At 38.4% G+C, this 23775-nt stretch carries 21 protein-coding genes, 1 riboswitch and 1 other annotated feature; of the genes, 6 read left to right on the forward strand and 15 right to left on the reverse strand.

Annotation, left to right across the window (positions count from 1 at the left end; all coding sequences use genetic code 11):
* Positions 1–79: 79 nt before the first annotated feature.
* The 12 genes from ileS to KQI49_RS02645 all read right to left on the reverse strand — a co-directional run bounded on the left by ileS (position 80) and on the right by KQI49_RS02645 (position 14165).
* Entirely contained in the window at positions 80–3172 is a 3093-nt protein-coding gene (ileS, locus tag KQI49_RS02590; RefSeq protein WP_216486546.1) for an isoleucine--tRNA ligase, read from the reverse strand.
* A 40-nt stretch (positions 3173–3212) separates the two neighbouring features.
* Positions 3213–3464, reverse strand: a binding site (T-box leader).
* Between the two features lie 66 nt (positions 3465–3530).
* Positions 3531–3983, reverse strand: a complete 453-nt coding sequence (locus KQI49_RS02595) for a GNAT family N-acetyltransferase (RefSeq protein WP_216486547.1) — start codon at positions 3981–3983, stop codon at positions 3531–3533.
* Between the two features lie 80 nt (positions 3984–4063).
* Complete coding sequence (gene codA, locus KQI49_RS02600) at positions 4064–5329, reverse strand: cytosine deaminase (protein WP_216486548.1); 1266 nt, start codon at positions 5327–5329, stop codon at positions 4064–4066.
* On the reverse strand, positions 5329–6597 hold the full coding sequence (gene codB / locus KQI49_RS02605) for a cytosine permease (RefSeq protein ID WP_216486549.1): 1269 nt from the start codon (positions 6595–6597) through the stop codon (positions 5329–5331). Before codB ends, codA begins: the two co-directional genes overlap by 1 nt.
* A 310-nt stretch (positions 6598–6907) precedes the next feature.
* Positions 6908–7237 carry a hypothetical protein gene (locus KQI49_RS02610; protein ID WP_216486550.1) on the reverse strand — a complete coding sequence of 110 codons (330 nt, stop codon included), beginning with the start codon at positions 7235–7237 and terminating at the stop codon, positions 6908–6910.
* A gap of 56 nt (positions 7238–7293) precedes the next feature.
* Positions 7294–7899: a hypothetical protein gene (locus KQI49_RS02615; protein ID WP_216486551.1), complete on the reverse strand. Its 606-nt coding sequence runs from the start codon at positions 7897–7899 to the stop codon at positions 7294–7296.
* 73 nt (positions 7900–7972) lie between these two features.
* Positions 7973–9715 (reverse strand): putative ABC transporter permease subunit, encoded by a 1743-nt coding sequence (locus tag KQI49_RS02620; protein WP_216486554.1) that lies wholly within the window; start codon positions 9713–9715, stop codon positions 7973–7975.
* On the reverse strand, positions 9712–10494 hold the full coding sequence (locus KQI49_RS02625; RefSeq protein ID WP_216486557.1) for an ABC transporter ATP-binding protein: 783 nt from the start codon (positions 10492–10494) through the stop codon (positions 9712–9714). The genes KQI49_RS02620 and KQI49_RS02625 overlap by 4 nt, the downstream gene beginning before the upstream one ends.
* Positions 10495–10829: 335 nt before the next feature.
* Complete coding sequence (locus KQI49_RS02630) at positions 10830–12230, reverse strand: aspartate ammonia-lyase (protein ID WP_216487002.1); 1401 nt, start codon at positions 12228–12230, stop codon at positions 10830–10832.
* A 135-nt stretch (positions 12231–12365) separates the two neighbouring features.
* Positions 12366–12599, reverse strand: coding sequence for a YdbC family protein (locus KQI49_RS02635; protein ID WP_216486559.1), 234 nt, complete (start codon positions 12597–12599; stop codon positions 12366–12368).
* 143 nt (positions 12600–12742) lie between these two features.
* Positions 12743–13447, reverse strand: a complete 705-nt coding sequence (locus KQI49_RS02640; RefSeq protein WP_216486561.1) for an SDR family oxidoreductase — start codon at positions 13445–13447, stop codon at positions 12743–12745.
* Positions 13448–13592: 145 nt separating this feature from the next.
* Positions 13593–14165 (reverse strand): TetR/AcrR family transcriptional regulator, encoded by a 573-nt coding sequence (locus KQI49_RS02645; protein WP_216486563.1) that lies wholly within the window; start codon positions 14163–14165, stop codon positions 13593–13595.
* 162 nt (positions 14166–14327) lie between these two features.
* On the opposite strand from KQI49_RS02645, the gene KQI49_RS02650 reads away from it, so the two are divergent.
* From KQI49_RS02650 to KQI49_RS02675, 6 genes are all read left to right on the forward strand, one after another.
* Positions 14328–16241 carry a serine hydrolase domain-containing protein gene (locus tag KQI49_RS02650; RefSeq protein WP_216486564.1) on the forward strand — a complete coding sequence of 638 codons (1914 nt, stop codon included), beginning with the start codon at positions 14328–14330 and terminating at the stop codon, positions 16239–16241.
* A gap of 268 nt (positions 16242–16509) precedes the next feature.
* The gene (locus KQI49_RS02655; protein ID WP_216486566.1) at positions 16510–17424 is read left to right on the forward strand and encodes a glycine betaine ABC transporter substrate-binding protein; all 915 of its coding nucleotides are present in this window, start codon (positions 16510–16512) and stop codon (positions 17422–17424) included.
* Between the two features lie 158 nt (positions 17425–17582).
* A riboswitch (SAM riboswitch) is annotated at positions 17583–17688 on the forward strand.
* A 553-nt stretch (positions 17689–18241) separates the two neighbouring features.
* Entirely contained in the window at positions 18242–18628 is a 387-nt protein-coding gene (locus tag KQI49_RS18855) for a DUF3021 family protein (RefSeq protein WP_216486567.1), read from the forward strand.
* Between the two features lie 82 nt (positions 18629–18710).
* The gene (locus KQI49_RS02665) at positions 18711–19022 is read left to right on the forward strand and encodes a hypothetical protein (protein WP_216486568.1); all 312 of its coding nucleotides are present in this window, start codon (positions 18711–18713) and stop codon (positions 19020–19022) included.
* Positions 19023–19063: 41 nt separating this feature from the next.
* Positions 19064–19396 (forward strand): DUF3221 domain-containing protein, encoded by a 333-nt coding sequence (locus KQI49_RS18860; protein WP_216486569.1) that lies wholly within the window; start codon positions 19064–19066, stop codon positions 19394–19396.
* Between the two features lie 113 nt (positions 19397–19509).
* Positions 19510–19815, forward strand: a complete 306-nt coding sequence (locus KQI49_RS02675; RefSeq protein WP_216486570.1) for a hypothetical protein — start codon at positions 19510–19512, stop codon at positions 19813–19815.
* Between the two features lie 140 nt (positions 19816–19955).
* Here the strand turns inward: KQI49_RS02675 and KQI49_RS02680 are convergent, their stop codons facing one another.
* The 3 genes from KQI49_RS02680 to KQI49_RS02690 all read right to left on the reverse strand — a co-directional run bounded on the left by KQI49_RS02680 (position 19956) and on the right by KQI49_RS02690 (position 23724).
* On the reverse strand, positions 19956–21182 hold the full coding sequence (locus KQI49_RS02680) for a transglutaminase-like domain-containing protein (RefSeq protein WP_216486571.1): 1227 nt from the start codon (positions 21180–21182) through the stop codon (positions 19956–19958).
* Between the two features lie 486 nt (positions 21183–21668).
* A complete protein-coding gene (locus tag KQI49_RS02685) occupies positions 21669–22016 on the reverse strand; it encodes a zinc ribbon domain-containing protein YjdM (RefSeq protein WP_216486572.1) in 348 nt (115 codons plus the stop codon).
* Between the two features lie 112 nt (positions 22017–22128).
* Positions 22129–23724 carry a glycoside hydrolase family 3 protein gene (locus KQI49_RS02690; RefSeq protein ID WP_216486573.1) on the reverse strand — a complete coding sequence of 532 codons (1596 nt, stop codon included), beginning with the start codon at positions 23722–23724 and terminating at the stop codon, positions 22129–22131.
* Positions 23725–23775 lie beyond the last annotated feature (51 nt).

Genomic DNA, 23775 nt, shown 5'->3' on the forward strand with positions numbered 1-23775 from the left:
AGATTCATGGGAGGCTCCTTGAAGAGCTGGTTATTTAAAAGACAGATGCCAAAATCTGATGGCATCTGTCTTTTGTCACTTAAAAAGTAATACTAATACCGACTTTTTCCTTTTCAACATCCACACGCTTCATATTGGCTTCCTTATTAAAGCTTAATTGATTAATTAATAAATTCTTTTCTAGTAGCTCCTTATGTTGTTCAACAGCTGACTTTAATACATCGCTTAAATCCAATGTTAAGTTAACCCGCTTTTCAACAGCTAAATCTAATTCCTTTCTATATTGCTGTACAGCACGAATAAGTTCACGAACTAGACCTTCATTAAATAGTTCTTCAGTTACGTCTGTGTCTAAGAGAACCGTATATAATTCATTAGACGCTAGTTCAACCCCCTGTTCAGATACTTGGTTAATAAGTAAATCTTCACCTTCTACTTGGACGTCCTCTCCAGCTTTATTTACAGTTTCAAAGTATTTCTTTTCGGCTACGCTCTTTGCTTCGGCATCCGATAACTGTTGTAATGCTTTCTGAACCATTCCTACATCTTTTCCAAGTTTCGGTCCTGCAACTGGAAAATTTAATTTCACTTCATACTTAACCGCATTTCCAAGATTATCTTTAACTTCAACTTTCTTAACATTTATTTCATCTTCAATTATATAATAATACTTAGCTAAGTGGGATGTATTTTCCTCTTGACCAACGATTGTCAGTACAGATAGAGGTTGCTTTGTCTTTATATTAGAAGTATTACGAGTCCGACGAGCAAGCTCAATAATTTGAAGCACGCTCCCCATTTCTTTTTCCAATCTTTCATTTACAACCGCCTCATCATATTTTGGAAAATTAGATAGATGCACACTTTCGCCCGTTAGGTTAACATGGATATCCTCTGAAATGAATGGTGTAAATGGCGCTAACATCTTACTTGTTGTCGTCAGCACACTGTATAACGTATGATAAGCCGCCAATTTATCGTCGCTTAAACCTTCACTCCAGAATCGATTTCTTGAGCGGCGGATATACCAGTTACTAATCTGATCGACTAGTAATGCTAGTTCTCTTGCCGCAGCAGTAAATTCATAATCATCTAGATACATTTCAACCTTTTTGACAACCGTATGAAGTCTTGATAATATCCATTCATCTAATAACGACTTTTTACCAGGACCATGTTCGTTCGGGTCAAATTGGTCAATATCGGCATATAAAGTATAGAAAGAATGCACATTGACGAGGGTATCGACTATTTTTGATTTAGCTTGACTCACGATATTAGATGAAAATCTTTTATTATTCCACGGCGCACTATCGGCAAGTAGCGACCATCTCAATGCGTCTGCTCCATATTGTTCAACTAGGTCCATCGGATTAATAACGTTTCCTTTACTTTTAGACATTTTACGTCCATCTTCATCAAGTATATGTCCCAGTGAAAGAACACGTTTATATGATGTTTCGCCCTTGAATAAGGAAGACACTGCAAGTAGACTGTAAAACCATCCTCGCGTTTGATCGACTCCTTCAACAATGACATCTGCCGGGAATTGTTTTTTGAATAACTCTTTATTTTCAAATGGATAATGATATTGAGCAAATGGCATTGAACCACTATCAAACCATACATCGATTACTTCTTTCGTTCGTTTCATATCACTTTGGCATTTGGGACAAATTAACGTTACTTCATCAACATAAGGTTTGTGAAGTTCTATATCGTCCGACACTTTATTTTTAGCATGATCTTTGAGATCTTGGATACTATTTGGAGAATACTGATGATGACAGTCATTACATACCCATACATTTAACGGTGTTCCCCAATAGCGATTGCGTCCTAAGTTCCAATCCACCATATTTTCTAAAAAGTTTCCAAAACGGCCATGCTTCATATGTTCTGGATGCCAAGTTATCGTTTCATTATTCTCTAAGATGTTTTCTTTAATTACTGTTGTCTGAATAAACCAGCCTTCCATTGCATAATAAATAAGTGGCGAATCGCACCGCCAGCAATGAGGGTAGCTATGTTCATATTTTTCTTTTGAGAAAAGAAGATCTTTTTCAGCTAACATTTTAATGATTGATACATCACTGTCTTTAGTAAACTCACCTACTAATGGAGGAAAGTCTTCAGTATACAGCCCCGCTTCATTAACAATATTTATAAAATCTAATCCCTCTTTTTTAACAGCCTCATAGTCATCCTCTCCATGAGCTGGAGCGATGTGAACAATACCGGTTCCACTATCATCCGTAACAAAATCTGCTGAAATAACTACATAACCTTTATCTAAGTTAAGATGCGTAAACAGTGGTTCATAAGAAAGGCCGACAAACTCACTTCCTTTATGCTTACTGACCACTTCATAGTCTTCATTGAACACTTTATCCGCAAGTGCCTCTGCAACCGTGTAAATATTATTCCCTTGTTTTATCTTAACGTAATCCATGTTGCAGTTAACCGCTAAAGCAACATTAGCTGGTAAAGTCCAAGGTGTCGTCGTCCAGCCTAAAAAATATTCATTTTCAGTACCTTTTATCTTAAACTTGGCTGTAGCAGATAGATCTTTAACATCCTTGTAACCTTGGGCCACTTCATGAGAACTCAATGACGTTTGACAACTTGGACAATAGGGTGTCACACGATGTCCTTGGTACAGTAATCCTTTTTCATGAATTGTCGATAAAATATACCAGACACTTTCGATATACTCATTATTGAGTGTGATATATGGATTATCCATATCAACCCAGTACCCAATAGCTTCAGTAAAAATTCGCCATTGACGTTCGTAATCAAAAACGCTTTTTTTACATTCCTCAATGAATTTTTCAACACCATATTCCTCAATCTCTTTCTTACCGGAAATCCCAATTTTCTTTTCTACACCTAGTTCTACTGGTAAGCCATGGGTATCCCAGCCAGCTTTACGAATCACTTGATACCCTTGCATCGTTTTATATCTTGCAATGAAATCTTTAATCACTCTTCCTAAAACATGGCCCGCATGTGGAAGTCCGTTGGCTGTAGGAGGCCCTTCATAAAATACAAATGTTTCATTTCCTTCACGTTCTGAAACAGACTTCTTAAATGTATTTTCATTATCCCACAACTTTTTGATTCGATTTTCACGTTCGACTGCTTTTTCATTAGAATTCACTTTTTCCATGAGATCACTCCTTTTTTAAAAAACAAAAAACTCATCCCTATATAGGGACGAGTTCTACCCGTGCTACCACCCTGATTTTAGGAAATAACTGCTTTAAAGTCATTTCCTAACACTCATTCAACGTACAATCATACGCGATCCTTTTAACGGTGGATTTCCGTAAAAGCTTAAAACGTTTCAGCTTTTCTTCTCGGAGAGGATGTTCATCATAAACTGAACATTGGCTTTCAGCAAGGTGCCAACTCTCTGTAGAACAGGAATTATGATTACTCGTTCTCGTCAATGAATTTAGTCGTTAGTATAGTAAGGTTAATATACAATATGTTGAAAATAATATCAAGTGCAGTAGCGATTCCAATCATATTTTTTTAATAAACGTTGTTAGCGATAGATTTTCTGCTACTCTTTTTTCTTCTATTTTTAAAAAGCCATTTTTCAAATAGAAGGATACGGCTGGTTTATTTTTAGTCCCTGTTGATACGATGATTATACCATCTTTTTCCGCGTTGTTCTCAACAAAGTCCAGTAACTGCTGGGCGATTCCTTGTCTGAAAGTTTTAGGATGTACCATTAATCGGTGTATATCAACGACGTTATCAAATTGTTTTATAGAGATGACTCCGCACAGCCTTTCATCTACGTAATAACCATAGAACCTTTCCCCACATTGTTGCAACGACTCAACCGTGTCTTGTAACGGAGGTATATCGTCGGAACCAATTATGTCTGCTTCCACTTTATATGCAAGTGTTTGAACGTTTAATATGTCTTTAACTAATTCGGGATTTGTAATATCAACTCTCTTAATCACAGTTCTTCCCCATTCTCTAATAAAGATAATTTTTCTCGATATAAAAGGACATGGGGACAAGCAACCTGTCCCCTCTGTCCCTATCTTTTAAAATCTACTTTTATTTTCTTGTCAAAATTAACACTCGTTTCACTTGGGCGAGTTTCAGAAATAACTTGTCCCTTGCGAATAGAATAAGTGACGGTGGCTTGGTTACGAATGACTTCATAGGCATCCGGGCCGTCAAGCACAATCAGATTAGCATCCTTACCTACTTCAATTCCATAATTTTCTTGGATATGCATCGTTTTGGCGCTATTGGTTGTAATTAAATCAATAGAATTCATAATTTGCTCGTACCCCATTAGTTGTGCTGCGTGAATTCCCATATGAAGGACTTGTAGCATATTACCTGTTCCTAGCGGATACCATGGATCAAAAATATCATCATGTCCAAAACAAACATTCATTCCTGCCTCGAGCAATTCTTTGACTCGCGTTAAGCCGCGGCGTTTCGGGTATGAATCAAAACGTCCTTGCAAATGAATATTGACGAGCGGGTTGGAAACAAAGTTGATTTCAGACATACCTAATAATCTAAATAACTTGGACGTGTACGCGTCATTATAAGAGCCCATGGCGGTCGTGTGACTTGCCGTTACTTTTGAGCCTAACCCACGTTCGTAAGCTTCCGTCGCTACGACTTCTACAAAACGAGATTGTTCGTCGTCTATTTCATCACAGTGGATATCTACAAGACGATCGTATTTTTCCGCTAAATCAAAAGCAATTTTCATAGATTCCACGCCATATTCGCGGCTAAATTCATAATGAGGAATCCCGCCGACCACGTCAGCTCCCATTTTCAAAGATTCTTCAAGTAATTCTTTTCCATTCGGATAAGATAGAATACCTTCTTGTGGGAATGCGACCAACTGTAAATCTAAATACGGGGCTATTTCTTCTTTCACTTCAAGCAATGCCTTTAGAGCAAGCAATTTGGGATCTGTAACATCCACATGCGTTCTAACGTGCTGAATGCCCTGCGCTACCTGCCATGTTAATGCTTTTTTTGCACGACTTTTTACATCTTCATGTGTAATTGTCTGTTTACGTTCAGACCAACGTTGAATCCCTTCAAATAATGTACCACTCTGATTCCATGCCGGCTCACCTGCTGTTAATGTTGTGTCTAAATGAATATGAGGTTCGATAAAAGGCGGAAGTACAAGTGAACCCTCTACATCAAGCACGTTACTGTCACTGGCAGTTCCTTGTGACTCAGTAATTGCATCTATTTTACCATCTAGAATATTAATATCCCATAACCCTGACTTTCCGTGTAATGCAGCATTAATTATTTTCATTATGATTCCACCTTTTCTGTTTGTGATATAGTAACTTGCTTACGAGAAACCCATTCAACGGCTTTCGTTCCAGCAACATGGGCGATGGCTGAACCTATCAACGCATTGATTGGTGGAATTCCAGGCAGAAGCGCAGCCGCAACAATCCCGAAAATCCAAGCCACAATCGCAATTAAGTTGATATTTTTAAATGTCATTTCCTTAAACGCTTTATAATGAGCGCGGTTAAGGATAAAGAAATCTGCTAAAATAATTGCACCAATCGGCGGTAAAGTCGAACCTAGGATATTTAAAAAACCAACAAAATGATTATAAAGCCAAAGAGCAGCTATTGTCCCGGCCACGCCATTTATAATAACCATCTTCTTACGTGGTAATTTTGTAATATTCGATAATCCTAATCCTGATGCATAAAGTGCATTATCATTGGTCGTCCAAATATTAAGACCTAAAACAATAATTGCAGGCACCATTAAGTTCTGCATAAACATCACTTCAGAAATATCTGCTTGTCCCGTCGCAATGGAACCCACCGCACCGAAAACAAACATTAATGTATTTCCAATGAAAAATGCAATCACTGTCGCGATAACAGCGGAACTTTTCTTTCGAGAAAATCGAGTAAAATCTGGTGTGAGTGTTCCTGCACTTATAAATGAACCGATGCAAATTGTTAGTGCAGCTGCTAATCCGAGCGATTGTGTCGGTTCATAGCCAAACAGTTCTTCCATGCCACCCATTGATTGGATCGCTTTAACAACGGATGTACTTCCAAGTATTGAAATTAACGGCACCGCGATAAAACCAATCACTACAATTGCTTTCATCCCGAAGAAAGCTGTACATGTCATTAAAATACCAGCAATTGCAATTAAAATATGAACATCAATGCCAGTGACTTTTTGAACTGGAACGGCAAACATCGCCGTACCTACCCCAAACCAACCGATTTGCGTAAAAGCAAGCATAAATGATGAAATATAAGATCCTTTTTCACCAAATGCATAACGTGCGAGTAAGTGCGTTGATAGGCCTGTTTTTGACGCCATATAGGCAAGCGCACCAGTATAAATACCGAGGATTAGATTTCCTGCCAATACAATTAACATAAACTGTGTAAAGTTAAGACCTTGGCCAAGCTCACCACCTGACCACATACTCGCTGAGAAAAAAGTTAGTCCGAGCATGACGACTAACGTATGCAAAAAATTTTTTCGGTGTGTTTGTGGAACAGCCTGTAAAGAGAAATCTGTATCTACTTTTTTCATAATGTTGCCTCCTGATGATTGGCACCATCTAAAGGAGCAGGGTATAAAAAAACAGGTCCCCTGTCAAAAGTGACAAGAAACCTGTAGATTACATAAAAATAAACGGCATGAAATACATGCATCGCTATTTTTACATAACCAATCCGCTTTCCTTGTCAGCCTCACAGGACTGATTTAAAGGTACCATATTTTATTACACTTATTATTGCATACAGATGATCTATCGTCAAGACTTTTTTGGGACGTGGGGACAGGCACGCTGTCCCATTCGGGACAATGTGCCTGTCCCCACGTCCCCCCTCATGAAAGATTAATAGTCTCGTTGGCGTAAATATAAAAGAAGATCCTCATCATGTTTTTTTAGCATATATTTTTGAACTTTACTATCTATCTTTCTCTGCTGTTTATCTCTTTTGCTAAAGAAATTCATTAATAGAAACACAGGATTTCCCCCGGCACTTGCTGCGACACGCGTACCGGAGAAGAAATCTTCTTCTGGTAATGGTAATTCCGTTTTTTCCATAAATTCTTCTTTGTAATACTTCGTAATCAAAATAGTATTGGCTTTAATTTTTAATGCAGATAGTAATTCTTCTGCATTGTTGGCTACATAACAATCATGTGACTTACTATCTTTCATGTGTTACATCCTTTCTTTATTTAGTCCTTATCACTGTTTTCCCCACAGCTATGTTTCTAATCATCAAATGCTATCTTAAACAAGTACACAACATCATATTCTTCTAATTCTTCCAAGTTGTTCTCTGGATTTTCATAAAAGTCACTAGAAATTGAACTTACACCATGTTCATCATTGGAATACGCTATGCTCGCCAACACGGTTTCATCTTTATCTATAGCAATCTCTTCTGTGAATGATCCTGACACAATCGACATATTTTCGGAAGTTAACGCCGCTTCATCGGAGGGGGTTGAGGAAGATGTACCATTTTCATCACCAACACCTAGATAGAATGTTTCCTTTTCATGCGGTTCTTCATCAATAGCCGTAGCGAAAATAATCGATCCCTGTTCATCAATGTCTGTCGTCATATAACCCAACTCGTCATTGACCATTTCACCTGATTCATACTTTTCTATCCATACACTAACTTCTTCATATGATGTATTATTATAATCGAAAACAAATGACAGATCAGCAACCGTGGTAAGGATTGTTTCTTCTCGCTCATCCAAATCGGCTTCGGATATATAATCTGACTTCTCATTTCCTACTGAGCCACATGCACTCATGAGCCCGATAAATACAACAAACATGACGATTCCAATTACCTTTTTCATTACAACACCTACTCCATTAATAAGCTATTCTCCATCCTTTAAAATTCAAGACTAAAACGATTTACTCCTGTTCTTATTTTCCATTCAATGGTTTCGAATTAGTTTCACTCACTAAGTCAATTTTAATGCCTTTGTCAAATCGTTTGGCACTTGCTAATGTGGAGCCAACCGTGATACCAACCGATACAGCAATCATAAGGAGGATCAATCCAGCCGACACAACCATTGGATAAGTCTGTTTCCATTTAAAAAATGTTAAAATAATGGTGAGCATCAAACCTGGAATTCCAGCTACACCGTGACTTGTAGGGTCAGGTAGTGCCACTTGTTCAACCGGGAAAACCATAAACCCATACGGAATCGCTAAAACAACTAAATAGATAATCGACAATATGAATAATAGAATGGACACGCCAAACTGAAGACGCATTTGCGGATTCATTGGGTTATACTTCGCACCGATTGTTCCAAACCATAAACCGAGCGCACTGATTCCTAAGGTAATGACCGCTTTTATCACGATACCAAGTAAAAATTGCGTAACAGACCAACCGAGAAAAATCCCGACAATGATTTCCACCGTTGTCAATAACACAAAAGGAATTAGCCAACTTATCCACAACTTTCCGAGTGCAATTGTTTTTCCAGGTAAAGGTACGATATTGAGATTCCAAGCAGACACACCCTCACGCCCGACAGAATAGGCTGCCACTGTTCCATTTAACATGGCATATAAAAATAGCGCGAACCCTTGTGCAATTGGCCAACTCACCTCAGGGAATTGGCGAAGCTCGTTTATGCTACCGTCGTTTGTGAAAAAGCCGATAATGATAAATCCTATCGATATGACCAGCGGCATAAATACCAGCCATTCACGTGTATCTCGCTTAAGAGTTAACCACTCTTTTTTACCAATCGCTATGACAGGATGATCTAATTTTAATGAGCGCTGATTTTTCCGGTGACGCTTCTTCTTTTTACCTCCCCCACCTTCGCTGACTCGAATCCATCCTGTACGAAAACCTTTTTCCACGGTCATAGTGGCAATTAAAATTAAAATAGCACTTATAAATAGAGTCATTAACAGCGGAATTATAAATTTAAATGAACCTTGCCCCGCTTCAATGACAGCAGTACTGCCCCAATTCGTCGGTACCCAGTCCGGTAGTAAAGGTAAGCCAGACATGATCATGTCGATCATTGATCCATCACTTGTAAAATTTGGAATCATCAACACCATATACACCGCGATACCGGTAAAAAAACTCATCCCGGTCAAAAATTCATTCGCTCGACTCACTGGAACAACTTGAACGACGAGCAAATTCCCTAAATATGTAATGGATAAACCTATTAAACTAACAGCAATCAACACGAGCAATAAAACTGGATAATAAAGAAAATGAACGCCAGTTGCCAAACCGTACACCGTAGCCAGCACACCAAAAAAGAAGAGTATTGGTAGAGCCACACGCAGGAAGCTTTGAATATATTTTATCCAAAAAATATAGGGTGTTGGAATTGGCATTGTGAATAACAATTCTAAATCCGTTGACGCGTATAAATTTTTATAAACATAAGGAAGTCCAAATAAAACCGTTATACCAATAACCATTAGCAAGCTATATGATAAAATCCCTTCAAAAATAGGTGTAGTCATTTTACCTGCTAAATGCCACACACCGTTTGATATAAAAATCAAAAACAATCCTACAACAATCACCGAAATCAAATAGGCAAAAATATTTCTTGACGGTTGCGTTCGGAGGGTATTCATCATAATTCGCCACTCGTTTGCAAATAAAATCTTCATCATTTGATTTCACCTGACTCTGGTTTCCCCATCTCTTCAATGAGTGCTTGTTCCGCCTCCCCACCGGTCAACTCTAGAAAGATATCTTCCAAACTACCTTCCGACGTCCCTTCCAACTGCCGCAATTCATCCATCGTACCGAGTGCAACAATCTGTCCATCCGCAATGATTCCAACCCGGTCACACATCTCTTCAGCAATTTCTAGTATATGGGTGGAGACAAACGCAGTCATCCCCTCATCACAAAGTTTTCGTAGTAGATTTTTAAGAGCACGTGCACTTTTCGGATCAAGTCCAACCGTCGGCTCATCTAAAAATAGCACATCTGGTTCATGAATGAGGGCACCACAGATGGCAATTTTTTGTTTCATACCGTGAGAATAGCTTTCGATCAGTTCATCTGCTCGTTCAGTTAAACTAAATGTTTCTAGTAATTCGGCAGCTTTTTTCTCATATGTATCCTCAGATACTCCAAACACTGAAGCGACGAATTGAATGTATTCCCAACCTGTTAATTTTGGATAAATATTCGGATGATCTGGAACATAAGCCAAGTGCTTTTTCGCTTCGATTGGAGACGTCCAAATATTGATTCCTTTTATCTCAGCAATCCCACTAGACGGCTCCAACAGTCCCGTCAACATTTTTATCGTCGTCGTTTTCCCGGCCCCATTCGGCCCCAGAAACCCAAACAACTCACCCTGCTCAACCTCAAGACTCACTCCCCTCACCGCATCATTACTCCCATACCTTTTCGACAAATCAGACAACTTAATAGCCATATAATCCCCTCCCCAGGACAGGCGACTGCCCCTGTTCGGGACAGAGGGACAGGCACTCTGTCCCCCTGATTCCCTCTATTGCAAACTTAAAAAAAGATCTCTTAATTTACTCGTTAGCTTAACACGACAATGTGCAGGAGAGAAAAATTTCATTAAAAGTTTAGAGTCTAGGGAGTTTTAGATTGTAGAGGAAAAGCTCCCCAAAGAGTATCCCTAATCTTTACTTCCATCATTTAAATCGTTTCAATTTTTCTCTCCACTTACTCCTTACTACGATGTCACGAAGATAAAAGTTTCAGTAAAAATAGGGACAGCGTGCCTGTCCCCTATATTCCCTACAAGAACTGGCTTCCTGAAATCCCAGGTGTTGTCATTTCAACGGGATCGAGTATGGTTTCAAGTTCTTTTTTTGTTAACAGATCATGTGCCTTGCAAATTTCTTCTATTGTTAAGCCTGTTTCTCTTGCTTGTTTTACAACTTTTGAGGCTGTTTCGTAACCAATATGTGGATTGAGAGCTGTAATGATGCCATAACTTTGCTCCACGTACTCGCGACATCTCTCTGTGTTTGCCTCGATACCACTTACAGCGTAACGTGTGAAAACATCCAAACCGTTTTTCATTATTTCTAACGATTGAAGGAGGTTAAAAGCAATCACAGGGCCCATCACATTTAATTCAAACTGGCCTGCTTCAGACGCCATGCCGATGGATTGATCATTCCCAGAAACTTGAAAAGCCACTTGATTCACCACTTCAATCATGACGGGGTTCACTTTTCCAGGCATGATGGAAGAACCCGGTTGCCTTGCTGGTAAGTAAATTTCCTGAAAACCAGTCATCGGACCTGACGCCATCAAGCGAATATCATTACATATTTTCGACATGTTGAGAGCAGCCACTTTTAAAGAAGCGGAAAGTGACGTATAACCGTCCGTATTCTGAGTCCCATCTACAAGGCTTTTAGAAATATCTAGCTTCACACCAAGCTGAGATGATAGCTGGGAAGCGACTTTTTCAATGTATTCAGGTTTCGCATTGAGTCCAGTCCCAACGGCCGTTGCCCCAAGATTAATCGTCAGCATTTCTTGTGCCACCTGTGTCACCCTTCTAATATCACGCTCCACGACCTCGGAATAAGCGCCGAATTCCTGTCCAAGCCGAATCGGAACAGCATCTTGGAGGTGGGTGCGTCCCATTTTCAAAACGTCTTGAAATTCATTTTCTTTATTTAAAAATTCCTTTTTCAGCTGGTGCATAGTAAGAAGTAAGTCGTCCGCCATTCGAAACGCCGCAATCTTGATAGCGGTCGGAATCGTATCATTCGTCGACTGGGACATATTCACATGTGTATTCGGAGAACAAACATCATAATTGCCTTTTTCTTCTCCGATAATTTCCAGTGCTCGATTCGCCAACACCTCATTCATATTCATATTAATGGAAGTGCCTGCCCCTCCCTGAATTGAATCCACGATGAATTGATCTGCAAACTTTCCTTCAATGACTTCATCCGCCGCTGTTACAATCGCTCTACCAAGCGTATCTGACAGCATTTTTGTATGCATATTAGCGGTAGCTGCTGATTTCTTCACTTCAGCCAGCGCGAGGACAAGCTCTTTATGTACACGTATTCCCGTAATTGGAAAGTTCTCAAGCGCTCTTAAAGTTTGTACACCATAATAAGCTTCTTCAGGTACTTCTTTCGTTCCTAAGCTGTCTTTTTCTAGTCTCATCCGCATGTAATGATGCTCCTTTTGCAAATTTGCCGAGGGATAGTGGGCAGGCTCACCTGCTGATTACACATCAAAAACATTGTCACTCTCCCTCAAGCACTTAAATTAATTTTAAGTTAATCGGTTGTTTTATAGTTAATCGAGATCATCAACTTTTTCTAAAGCCTGCTTCAAATTTTTCAATTCCGATAAATTAAACGTGAGTCCTTTCCCCATTTTTTCATGATTCTCTGACCAATCTCTTATATCATACTTAGGTTCTCGGCCATTCCAACTGACTAAGTTCAATTCTTTTTGCCAACCTTTTGACCCTTCTGATAGGATTGCTATTGTTTCAACAACTTCAAAAGAAAAACCTTTGTTTGCCATTATGCTCGCTCCTTTACTTGATTCATTCACATCTATGTTAACGCTTTATTATTCTATCTATATTTTAACATAAATTCTCTCTCTTCAAATAAAGTGCCAGGTACCGACACAATTCAGAATTGTGTCGGTACCTGGCACGTTCATTACACCGGTCGAACGGTAATTTCATTCACATTCACATAATCTGGTTGAGTCAGGGCATAAACCACAGCTTTTCCGATATCTGTGGCCTCTAGTTTTTTACGCCCGTTCCAAGTATTGCCTTCGCTTAGACGTGTTGCCACCATGCCCGGAGAAATATTCGTCACACGAACCCCCGTCCGGGCGAGTTCCTTTTCAAGTCCCATCGAAATAGCACGCACCGCATATTTAGTTCCACTGTAAACCGTACTATGTTTTGTTACTTCATGTCCTGATACAGAAGCAATATTGACGATGTGCCCCGTTGCTCGCTCAATCATTTTCGGCAGGACAGCATCAATATTGTAAAGAACTCCCTTAATATTAACGTCAATCATTTTTTCCCACTCGTCCACTTTACCGGAACGCACTGTTCCCTCAAGCATTTGGCCTGCGTTATTGACCAAAATGTCTACATCACTAAAGTGCTCAACCGCCGTTTCAACCATTCGCTTCACATCTGCTGACTCAGCAACATCTGCTTGAACTGCCTGAACCTTGCCTTTTCCTTGCGCTTCAATATCTTCCTTCACTTTATTTAAATTTTCCAACGTCCGTGCAACAATGACAACATTCACACCCTCAGCAGCCAACTCCTTTGCAATGGCCGCTCCAATACCACTGCTCGCACCAGTTACAATAGCTGTTTTATCCGCTAACTTACTCATAACTTCAACCCCTCCTATTATTAAACTACCTATAACCCGATCATACTTTAACAAACATAGATTTTCCAGGAATGGACTAGAGGGACGACACGAGGTGCCAGGTACTCAAACGATTGTGTGTGTACCTGGCACCAGCCGAAACTATTTAACTTTCTTTATTCCGTGTGTGTGCCCCAATAATCATATCTTCAGCAACATCATCCAACATTTCTATCATTTTCTCTTCTGTAAAGTATTCCGGAAGTAAACCATTTGCGACCTGGACGGCCAATCCAGTTTGAAATATTTCCATTTTATGCAAAATATTCATTAATTCCTGGTCGGAAAACTCCTTTAATGTCGGATCAGCCTTCATTTGCTGAACAAGGAACAACATATTTTCTTCATTATGTTCCATGTAAGGGTTATTTTTCATCATTAAATCACGATAAAGAACACTGTATTGCTTAGCGAATTTAATACTTCCTATTCCAATATCGCGAAAAGGATGTCCGGAATTTTGCTCTAAAATTAAATTTTTGGCTATTTCCATAGTATAATTAATCACTTCCTGAATGAGTTCCTCAACATCTTTAAAGTTCACATAAATTGGTGCTATTGAACTGCCAAGTTGTTTAGCAACTTTTCGAATCGTGATTGCATCTATTCCTTTTTCTTTTGCGATATTAAACGCAGCTATAATAATATCTTCTTTTGAAAATTTCTTTCTCGGTGCCATAGCTACTCCCCTTTTAGCTGATATATCAGTTGATACATATTCTATTTCTCCGTCAAATGCTTGTCAAATAAATAATTTTCTAAAAATTGTTTACAAATAGTGAGTCTCCTTTTATAATTTGAATCATATGATATATATCAAATGATACTTAAGGAGGGAACTATGAAAAAATTTGGAGGCATATGCTTGGTCGTCGGACTTATCGTGTTGTTGAATGTTGGCTCTCTCTCGGCAAGTACGATGTCTGAAGACGATATCGCTGAAGTGGTAGATACATTCATGGATGAAATAGTAAGCCGAGAAAATATCCCAAACGCCGCTATCTCTGTCGTTTATCGTGGGGAGATAATTTTAGAAAAAGGGTATGGTTATTCGAATTTGGATACAAAGGTTTCTGTCAATCCGGAAAAAACACTCTTTCGAATTGGTTCTGTATCCAAACTTTTTACGTGGACAGCAATTATGCAACTTGTTGAACAAGGAAAAATAGATCTCGACGTAGATGTTAACGAATATTTGGATTTTCCTATACCGCATTATGAGGATTCAAGTCCAATAACGTTACGCCATTTAATGACACATACGCCTGGATTTGAAGATTATCCTGAACATATTTTCAAATTGGAGGAAGAGGAAATGCTACCGCTCAATGAATATGTTCGTGAGCTCTTGCCTGAAAGAGTTTTTCCAGCGGGAGAAGTACTTGCCTATTCTAACTACGGGACGGCATTAGCGGGGTACATTGTTGAACAAGCAAGTGATATGCCATTTTCTGCATATATAGATAAGAATATCTTCGCACCATTACAAATGAATTATAGTACATTTGAACAGCCGTTACCCGAACAATTGGCTGATAGCATTACAACGCCTTATCGTTTCGTAGATGAACATTTTGCTAAAGGAAACTTTGAATTTTTACCTGAACCGGCTGGAGCAATGAGCACGTCTGCATCCGACATGGCAAAATTTATGACCGCTTATTTACAGGAAGGGCAATTTAATGATGAAAAAATATTAGACAAAAATACAGTTGGACAGATGTTCGAGCAACAGTTCACTCAACACCCGAAATTAAACGGAATGGGCCTTGGTTTTATTGAAGGAAATTTCAATGAGCAACGCACCCTTTTCCACGGTGGTGGTACGATGCTCTATAATTCTGCCTTATATTTATTACCTGACGAAGATATTGGGATATTTATAACTTATAGCGGAGGGGATCATTATCCGCATAATGAAGTGTTCAAGCAGTTTCTAGATGAATTTTTTCCAATAAAAGAACAGGCGGCGATCAAGTCGTCAAATGGTGCAAAAGAGAGGGCAAGTCGCTACGTTGGGGAATATCACCAGAACAGAAAGAGTTTTACGACCTCAGTAAAATTTGTCAGCCTGATGACAGGTATTATTTCTGTTGAAGCGGATAAAGATGGACAGTTACATGTCACACATGCAGGTGCAACAAATAAATTTGTGGAAGTGGAGCCCAGTATATATGAAAGTGCACGATCTGAAAAAACCCCTGATGGATTCGGGAATTTTAAAAGAATAATTTTCGAGGAAGATGTAGAGGGGAATATAATGTTAATGGCAGATGGGCCGATGACATATACAAAAGCCCCTTGGTATGCAAGTAGTACATTCACGATTGTCATGTTAGCGTGTATTTTATTATTTATTGTCGCAACGATTTTTATTTGGACGTTTGCAGCAATCATACGAGTATTACGAAACAGAAAAAAGGCTCAGTCCAACTGGGAGTTTCTAGCTATAATTGCGGCAATTGTATATGGGATCGCCACCATTAGCTTTTTTATCAGTATCATTATAAATGGTGAAGTAGATCCTATTTATCAATTCCCTACATCCGCTTATAGCGCTCTTCCAGGATGGAGTGGGATTCTAGATTATATTCTATATTTAATCGTTATTCTTAGTATCGCTTTATTAATGTTCACGATAGTCGTGTGGAGAAAAAAAGCTTGGAGCATGTTTGGCCGAATTCATTATTCACTCTATACGATTGCTTCTCTCATCTTAGTTTGGTTATTTTACTACTGGAACTTTTTTATTTAGTGAGCGCAAAAGGTGCCAGGTACGTAAACAATTCTGAATTGTGTGTGTACCTGGCACCACATCACCCCGTCATTCAGAGTAAATAAGGCTAAATAAAACAATATTTCATAATAATCATGATAACTAAACGAGATGGACTTTATTGTACATATATGCTCCTATTTAGCGTTTGAATTAAGTGTGCTTTAGTTATAACATTAAACATACTGTTCATGAACGGAATAGGTGTACACCACAATTAAATAAAAATAAAGGGGTTTTTTGCAACATGATTCAATCAAATTGGAAAAAGTTAGGGATAACTGCGTGCTTATCTTTATCCCTAATCGCTGCAGGTTGTGGTGAATCGACGGACGGAAGTGCACAATCTGAAGAAGAAGATGTTAATGTTAGTAAAGAAATGGAATACACAATCACAGGTATTGAACCTGGTGCTGGGCAAACGGAGACAAATGAAGAAGCTATCGAAACATACGATAGCCTTGAAGGTTGGAATCAAGAACTGTCTTCAACAGGAGCCATGTTGACAGAGTTGGATGAAGCGATTCGAAACGAAGAGCCGATTATCGTCAGTGCTTGGTCACCGCATTATATGTTTGCTGAATGGGACATTAAATACTTAGAAGATCCTGAGGACCTCTTCGGGGAAGAGCAGCGATTCACAACAGTGGTGAGAGATAATTTAGAAGAAGATATGCCTGAAGCTTATACTATTATGGATCGATTTGAATGGGAGCTCGATGATGTAGAAGAAGCGTTAGTGGAAACTCAGGAAAAAGAAGTTGACGAAGTGGCGGAAAATTGGGTCGATGACAATCAAGATACAGTTTCTGAGTGGACTGAAGGTATAGATTCTGTCGATGGTACGCCAATCGAATTGGTTGTCATTCCCTGGGATGCTGAAACTTTTATAACAGAAATAGCTAAAGTTGTCCTAAAGCAACAAGGGTTTGATGTCACAGTCACTCCTGTAGATCCGGCTGTTTTGTTTGAAGCCATCGCAACAGGTGATGCTGATGCTTCCCTATCACCATCAATGCCCGTGACACATAGTCATTTATATGCTGAATATGAAGATGATTTTGAAGATCTTGGCGCGAATGTGGAAGGTAACAAGATTGGCTTAGCCGTGCCATCTTATATGGATATCGACTCTATTGAAGATTTACAGCCTAAGGAATAATAACTTATAACTAATGAAGAACTTCCAAAAGGAGTTCTTTTTTAGTTGATAAATAAAGTGAATAGACACCTCTTAAAAATTATAAATATAAGTACTGCACTCCTCCCGTTCCTTCTTTATAATACCCTTCTTAATGTATAATAGAATTTAATTTAATCATATTATCAAGAGTGAATGAGAAGACTGGCTCAAGGACTTCACAGCAACCTACCAATCGGTAGGGCGCTTCGACCAGCAAAGCAGCATTGCTTTGGATGATGACAAACGGCGATCTGTCGGTATCCTTTGTTGCTTTCATCGGCAATGAGGGGTTTTTTGTTATCTCTCATTCCTCTAAAACAAGTGACATGGGAAAGGGTTAGAATCTTAACAGGATACGGAGGTTATTTGAGAAAGGTTTTGTAAAACACTGGTACGTTTTTAGACATGCGAAGCCTATGCTATAAGGAATGATACGTATTGCCTCTCGAGGAAAAAATGTCGTTTAATTGTTAGTATCTTATTTCGGAAATAAAAACGGGGGGCATAAAAATTATGTCCCTTTGTTGTTTAAGATGTCAAAGCTATTGTCACACTCACACTTTAATTATCTAATTATTTCAAAAGAACTGAAACCTTTATGTTAAAATTAACGTAATAAATATTATTAACTAAACAGGAGCAGTTAACGGACACTTTTGCTTAATAAGAGATATGTGAATGCTTTAAAACTGGAAATAAAATGACAGATTTCAGCAATCTAGAGGGATTGCAAACTTTGCGCCCTATGTTATATAAGGGTCAGATTGCGGAAAAGAAAGGAGGGATTAGTTATATAATGCAATTGTTTTTAAATGGGTTAATCAGGGGTACAATCCCCTTCATTATTTTATTATTAATCTCCATATGGAGTAAGTTACAGGGATCTGTAGGCACATCAAGAATTTTTCTTTTCTATAGTCTAATAGCTTTTTTTCTAGGATTAACTAGTGTGATCTATCAAATCAAACAATGGAACTTTTTAAAACAAATTGTTGCTCATTATATAGCAATGCTAATGACAGTTTTTCCAACTTTACTTCTGTTGGGTGCATATACACTAGATTCCTTCGGTGATGTGTTAAAAGTGTATTTGGAGTTTAATAAGGTTGGTCTTATCCTATTTTTTTCGTCGTTTTTTATCATTAAATTATTCAAAAAAATGAACGTTGCAAAACGGGATTGACAGCTAGGGGAGTGCAATAATCGTGGAACGTTGAGTCAAAATAGGCCCAGATTGTCGAAGGTAAAATAAAAGGAGGTATTATTTGAAAAAAATAAACAGGAAGTATATAAAATGGAGTTTGTGGATTTGTTTATTAATACCTTTGTTTATACCTAGTGCTTTAAATACTGATGGGAAAAGTGGATTTTTGTATGGACTCCCATTTAGATATATAACAATACATCAACAAAATCCGAATAGTGGTTGGTTTTTTGATAACTTTTTCAATGGAAATGACGGTTTATTAATAAACCCTGGTACTTTTGTAATTAATTTGATTATAGCTTATTTAATAATACAATTTGCCTTTAATAGATTTCATAAGAAAGACGTTCAGAAAACAGAACAGATTTAATCATTTTAAAAATAATATTATACTTATAATGGAGGGATAATGTGAGATACCCAAGGGTATTTAAAGCAATAGCAATCATTGTTTTATTAGTTATTGTCGGATGTGCTAATTCAACAGATGAAAGTGAAGAAAAATTCAATGAACCTAAAACAGCAAATTCCAGTTTCACAGGAACAATCAAAGAAATTAAAAGTAACACGGCAATTGTTAACGCTAAATTAGGAGGAGGAGAAGGCGATGTATTTGTTAATCTTTCCGTCAATAGCGATGAAACATTTCAAGTGGGAGACAGAGTAAAAGTAGGATACGATGGTATCATTATGGAATCGAGCCCAGCCCAAATTAATACTCTTTTTGTTGAATTAATCGATTGATAATTTAATATCTGTGTTTTACTAACGAGCGTTTATCTGACAAAAAAGATGGTGCCTAATACTAAATAAAAGAATCATATTGCTAAAATTTCATTGTTAAGGGGTGATTTGAGTTGCTTTATCTTGGAAGTCTTGTGCTTGGAATAATTGCTTGGATTCTCCCTGCAGTTAACCTGGCGAGATATAAAAATCAAAATCATAATAGTTGGGTCATTTTTTCCATCATGAGTATAAGTGCTTGTGCTATTTCGCTCTGTTTACAAATCATTAATACATATAATCTGATAATAATTGAGGATTGGGCTGCTTTATTGGACACAATGGGTACTTTAGTAACTGTTTCTGCCATTCTTCTCGTTGTTACTTTAATTTTAAATGCTGTTACGTTCATTGTATACCGTGACAGAACAGCGACATAGTATATAACGATTATTGTAGAAAGTATCCATTGTGGACCTAGTGCCAGAATGGGCGTCGAATAAGGCTCAAGCAATGTAGTGCTTGAGCCTCTTATGATTCCGCTTGCCCTTGGTCTGCCCCGTTAACCTAACCACTTCTTTTATACCCTTTCAAAATAACCTAAAAAACTAAATAAAAACACCACTGCCAATACGTAAATAATCATATTCCCCTCTTTGCGAATAATCGATAAGACACTGCCCAACAGAATTAAGAAGGAGAAAGTCACAGGCAACAATTTAAGCAACCATTCATTTTTGATAAAAATTTCATTGAATATACTGATATATATTAAAATAAAAGCAATATTGTAGCTGATTAATTTTAATTTGTAGGTGGAATTCTTCACTGGTTGCAAAGGTTTCCCCTTCCAATCACCAAACAATAACTTATACGGAGTCTTGCTTATTTGATCGTGAATTCTCACATAAATCGGCTGTAGAAAAGGTGCTTTTCCATTCAGTGATTCATAACCCCAAGCCATATCCCTTTGTGCAAAACATTGCTTGATAGCATTATTAGTATAATTTGGATCCTCTTGATAAGCAGGTGTTAAGAGTCTTTCCGGTTCGATAGAAAATGCAAACCTCTTCCCTTCATGCTCACCAAAATACTTATCTTTATTACTAAAAACGCCATAATAGATTGAAACCGATAAATTTAGTAGAGGGTGGTAAAAAAACTTTAATCGACCGGTACTCGGATCGACAGGAATCCATCCTTGACCATCGATATATATTTCACACCAGGCATGTGGCGAAAACTTTTTTAATGACCATGTACCATAAAGCATTCGCGCAGGAATTCCAAGTGCTCTACATAAAGAACAATACAATGCCCCGAATTCACCACAATCTCCCTTTTTTCTATTTTGAAAATGAAAAATTCCTCTCTCATTAAATCTTGTCGTATACTTATAATTATCAACGACATATCGATAAAGTTTTTTTGCCTTATTTATGTCCGTTTCCGTACCGCCCACAATTCTTTGCGCTTCTTCTTGTAGTTGTTTATTGACAGGAATCAATTCAGTTGAACGCAGAAAGAAATTTCTTTCATCCTCTGATATTGGCTCAAGATGACCAATCTCTTTCTTACCTCCAAAATAACGGATATTAATTTCAAGTTTTTCTTTAGGATGCAGTTCGAAATACCAAATATTATTTACATACTCATGTTTCGTCATTTCTTTTGGTTCCATATTGGCTTGTAATGAAATATTTTTTTGTGTACTATTGTCTCTTGGCTCAGAAAACCACAGTTCGATTATATCATCGGTCGTATTTTCATATTTATAATCAATTTGATAATTTTGTTGTTTCTCCATATACTCGCACCACCTTTTGAATGATGTCTTGGTAAAATTTATGAAAATCTATTTCTCATCATAACATATTATTCATTGAGTAAATTAAAATTTCTGATAAGCAACGAACTGCTACTAGTATTCTAACTTTTAAGAACAAAAGCGCAAGCGCCCGTTTAGCAACGTACGGACTGGACTGAGCCGAAGGAGATAAAGGAAACACGGTGAACGTAGTGAACCGATGTTGACTTAGCGTGTCATGAGGTGAAGGAAGTCTCGCAAGTTTTTTAATGCCAAAACTTGCCTGCAAGTTTATTAAAGCCTAAACTTGCTTGCTAGTTGCTGGGCGCTTACGCTGGACGTGGCTAATAACAGTGTAAAGTTATCCACAGTTTTAAGACGGTTATAGTTTCCTTAGTTTCCTAAACACCGAAAAAAGCCTCAGGGCATTAAGCTGTCCTGAGGCTCGCCATTAATTAGTCTTATAAGACTACTAAAAACTAACATTTATTTCCCTGCAATCTTCTTCAAAAACTCCGATTTTAATTCCATAGAACCATGACCAGGTACACGACAATTAATATCATGATCCCCGTCAATGATTTGGATGTTTTTAACTGTTGTTCCTTGTTTAACGACATTGGAACTGCCTTTGACTTTTAAATCCTTCACTACCGTTACGGTGTCGCCATCTTCCAAGACATTACCAAAGGCATCCCTCGTAACCGCTGCTTCTGTTTGCTCCGCTTCTTCCTCATCAGACCACTCATGAGCACACTCTGGGCAAACATAAAAAAATCCATCTTCATATGTATAAATTGATTGACATTCTGGACAATTCGGCAAATCTGCCATTTGCATCTCCCCCTGTTTTTAACTCTAGTATAGCATGGAAAAGAAAACAGCATGCGAAACAACGTGCCAGGTACACAAACAATTCTGAATTGCTTGTGTACCTGGCACCAATCTAAATTGTAACCGGAAGTTTTCCACCAGGGGTTTCACCAAACACAACATCTACAGCTGCCTGTATTGATGTAAGATTTTTTAATTGCCAATTATCCAGCGCATAGGAAGCAAGATAAGCATCGACTTCTGGAAAATGCTTATAGTCATATGGAAGGCCAAGGGAGACAACGACCATTGGTCTGCCTGTTTTCAATAATTCTTTGACTAATTGACTCTGTCCAGATGGTAATTCAGCTAATGAATAAGTTGCCATGATAATCCGGTCCGCCTTTTCAGCCTCGTTTACAGCCTGCCTTATCTCTTTATCGGACGGATTGTGACTATCTGCTTGCCAAGCAATAACCTTTCCATTATTGTGTTGCGCGGTGTAATTTACAATAGCATCAACATATGTTACACCAGCAATAAATATAGTATCCTCGCTCTTTCCATTAAAAGGTAGAACTTCTTCATTTTTCACCAAGGTTATTGAATCTCGCGCCATTTGCACAGCCATCTTTTGATGTTCTGGATTGCCAACAAAGGATTTAGCTTCAGATGTATCAACAAAGCGACGATTAAATAAATCATACTCTAACTTTTTCCTTAAAATACGTTCTAGAGAGCTTCTAACTCGTTCTTCAGTCAATTTACCAGATTGATAGGCTTCATAAAGGGCTTCATACGTTTCTATTTGATCTTCTGTGGGGCCTTCTGCCATGACGATATCCGCTCCTGCTTGGATTGACATCACAGCCGCTTCTCCAGCTCCCCAGTTGGCATCAATCGCTTGCATTCCCATGGCATCTGTAACGATTAAGCCGTCAAATCCCATCTCCTCACGTAACAGTCCTGTGAGCACGTCTTTCGATAATGTCGCAGGAAGTTTAGAATCAATCGCTTCAACTATGATATGTGACGTCATAATTGAATCAATCCCAGCTTTAATAGCTGCTTGGAAAGGAGGTAAATGTACTGCTTTCAATTCTTCCATATCATAAGTGACTTTAGGGAGCTCATGATGCGAATCTGCCTCAGTATCTCCATGGCCTGGAAAATGTTTGGCTGTTGCTATCACACCTTCCTCTTGATAGCCACGGACTTGAATCTCCGTCATGCGAGACACTAAATCGGTTTTTTCTCCAAAAGAACGCACACCAATAACCGGATTCAACGGGTTGTTATTCACATCTGCATCAGGCGAATAACTCCAATTAAATCCGAGTGCTTTAACTTCTCGTGCTGCAATTTGTGAATACGTCTTAGCGTGTTCCAAGCTGTTCGTTGCCCCAATGCCCATTTGCCGTGGAAGAGTCGTTGCATCATCTGGAACACGTTGCGCCGCTCCATTTTCCAAATCAGCCGTCACAAATAAAGGTATATTCAAACGCGTCTCTCCTGCAAACTCCTGAACTTGATTATTATATTCTGCTTGTGACACTACGTCACGATTACCATAAACAATCATTGAACCAACAAAATAGTCCTGAATCATTTCTCGAATGAACTCATTGGGCATTTCCGTATCCCCATGTTCGTTTGATGCCATCACTAATTGCCCAATCTTCTCTTTATCGCTCATCTTTTCAATGATACGTGCAACTCTATTATCCACACTCATTTCCCCCTTATCTGAGTTAAATGCCGCGTTACATTCTACTAATAA

Source organism: Virgibacillus sp. MSJ-26 (genome assembly GCF_018918075.1).
Taxonomy (GTDB): Bacteria; Bacillota; Bacilli; order Bacillales; family Amphibacillaceae; genus MSJ-26.

Coding starts and splice junctions, on each gene's coding strand:
- ileS (WP_216486546.1), bottom strand. CDS start 3,172: ATGGAAAAAGTGAATTCTAATGAAAAAGCAGTCGAACGTGAAAATCGA.
- codA (WP_216486548.1), bottom strand. CDS start 5,329: ATGAAAATAATTAATGCTGCATTACACGGAAAGTCAGGGTTATGGGAT.
- codB (WP_216486549.1), bottom strand. CDS start 6,597: ATGAAAAAAGTAGATACAGATTTCTCTTTACAGGCTGTTCCACAAACA.
- KQI49_RS02610 (WP_216486550.1), bottom strand. CDS start 7,237: ATGAAAGATAGTAAGTCACATGATTGTTATGTAGCCAACAATGCAGAA.
- KQI49_RS02615 (WP_216486551.1), bottom strand. CDS start 7,899: ATGAAAAAGGTAATTGGAATCGTCATGTTTGTTGTATTTATCGGGCTC.
- KQI49_RS02620 (WP_216486554.1), bottom strand. CDS start 9,715: ATGATGAAGATTTTATTTGCAAACGAGTGGCGAATTATGATGAATACC.
- KQI49_RS02625 (WP_216486557.1), bottom strand. CDS start 10,494: ATGGCTATTAAGTTGTCTGATTTGTCGAAAAGGTATGGGAGTAATGAT.
- KQI49_RS02630 (WP_216487002.1), bottom strand. CDS start 12,230: ATGAGACTAGAAAAAGACAGCTTAGGAACGAAAGAAGTACCTGAAGAA.
- KQI49_RS02635 (WP_216486559.1), bottom strand. CDS start 12,599: ATGGCAAACAAAGGTTTTTCTTTTGAAGTTGTTGAAACAATAGCAATC.
- KQI49_RS02640 (WP_216486561.1), bottom strand. CDS start 13,447: ATGAGTAAGTTAGCGGATAAAACAGCTATTGTAACTGGTGCGAGCAGT.
- KQI49_RS02645 (WP_216486563.1), bottom strand. CDS start 14,165: ATGGCACCGAGAAAGAAATTTTCAAAAGAAGATATTATTATAGCTGCG.
- KQI49_RS02650 (WP_216486564.1), top strand. CDS start 14,328: ATGAAAAAATTTGGAGGCATATGCTTGGTCGTCGGACTTATCGTGTTG.
- KQI49_RS02655 (WP_216486566.1), top strand. CDS start 16,510: ATGATTCAATCAAATTGGAAAAAGTTAGGGATAACTGCGTGCTTATCT.
- KQI49_RS18855 (WP_216486567.1), top strand. CDS start 18,242: ATGCAATTGTTTTTAAATGGGTTAATCAGGGGTACAATCCCCTTCATT.
- KQI49_RS02680 (WP_216486571.1), bottom strand. CDS start 21,182: ATGGAGAAACAACAAAATTATCAAATTGATTATAAATATGAAAATACG.
- KQI49_RS02685 (WP_216486572.1), bottom strand. CDS start 22,016: ATGGCAGATTTGCCGAATTGTCCAGAATGTCAATCAATTTATACATAT.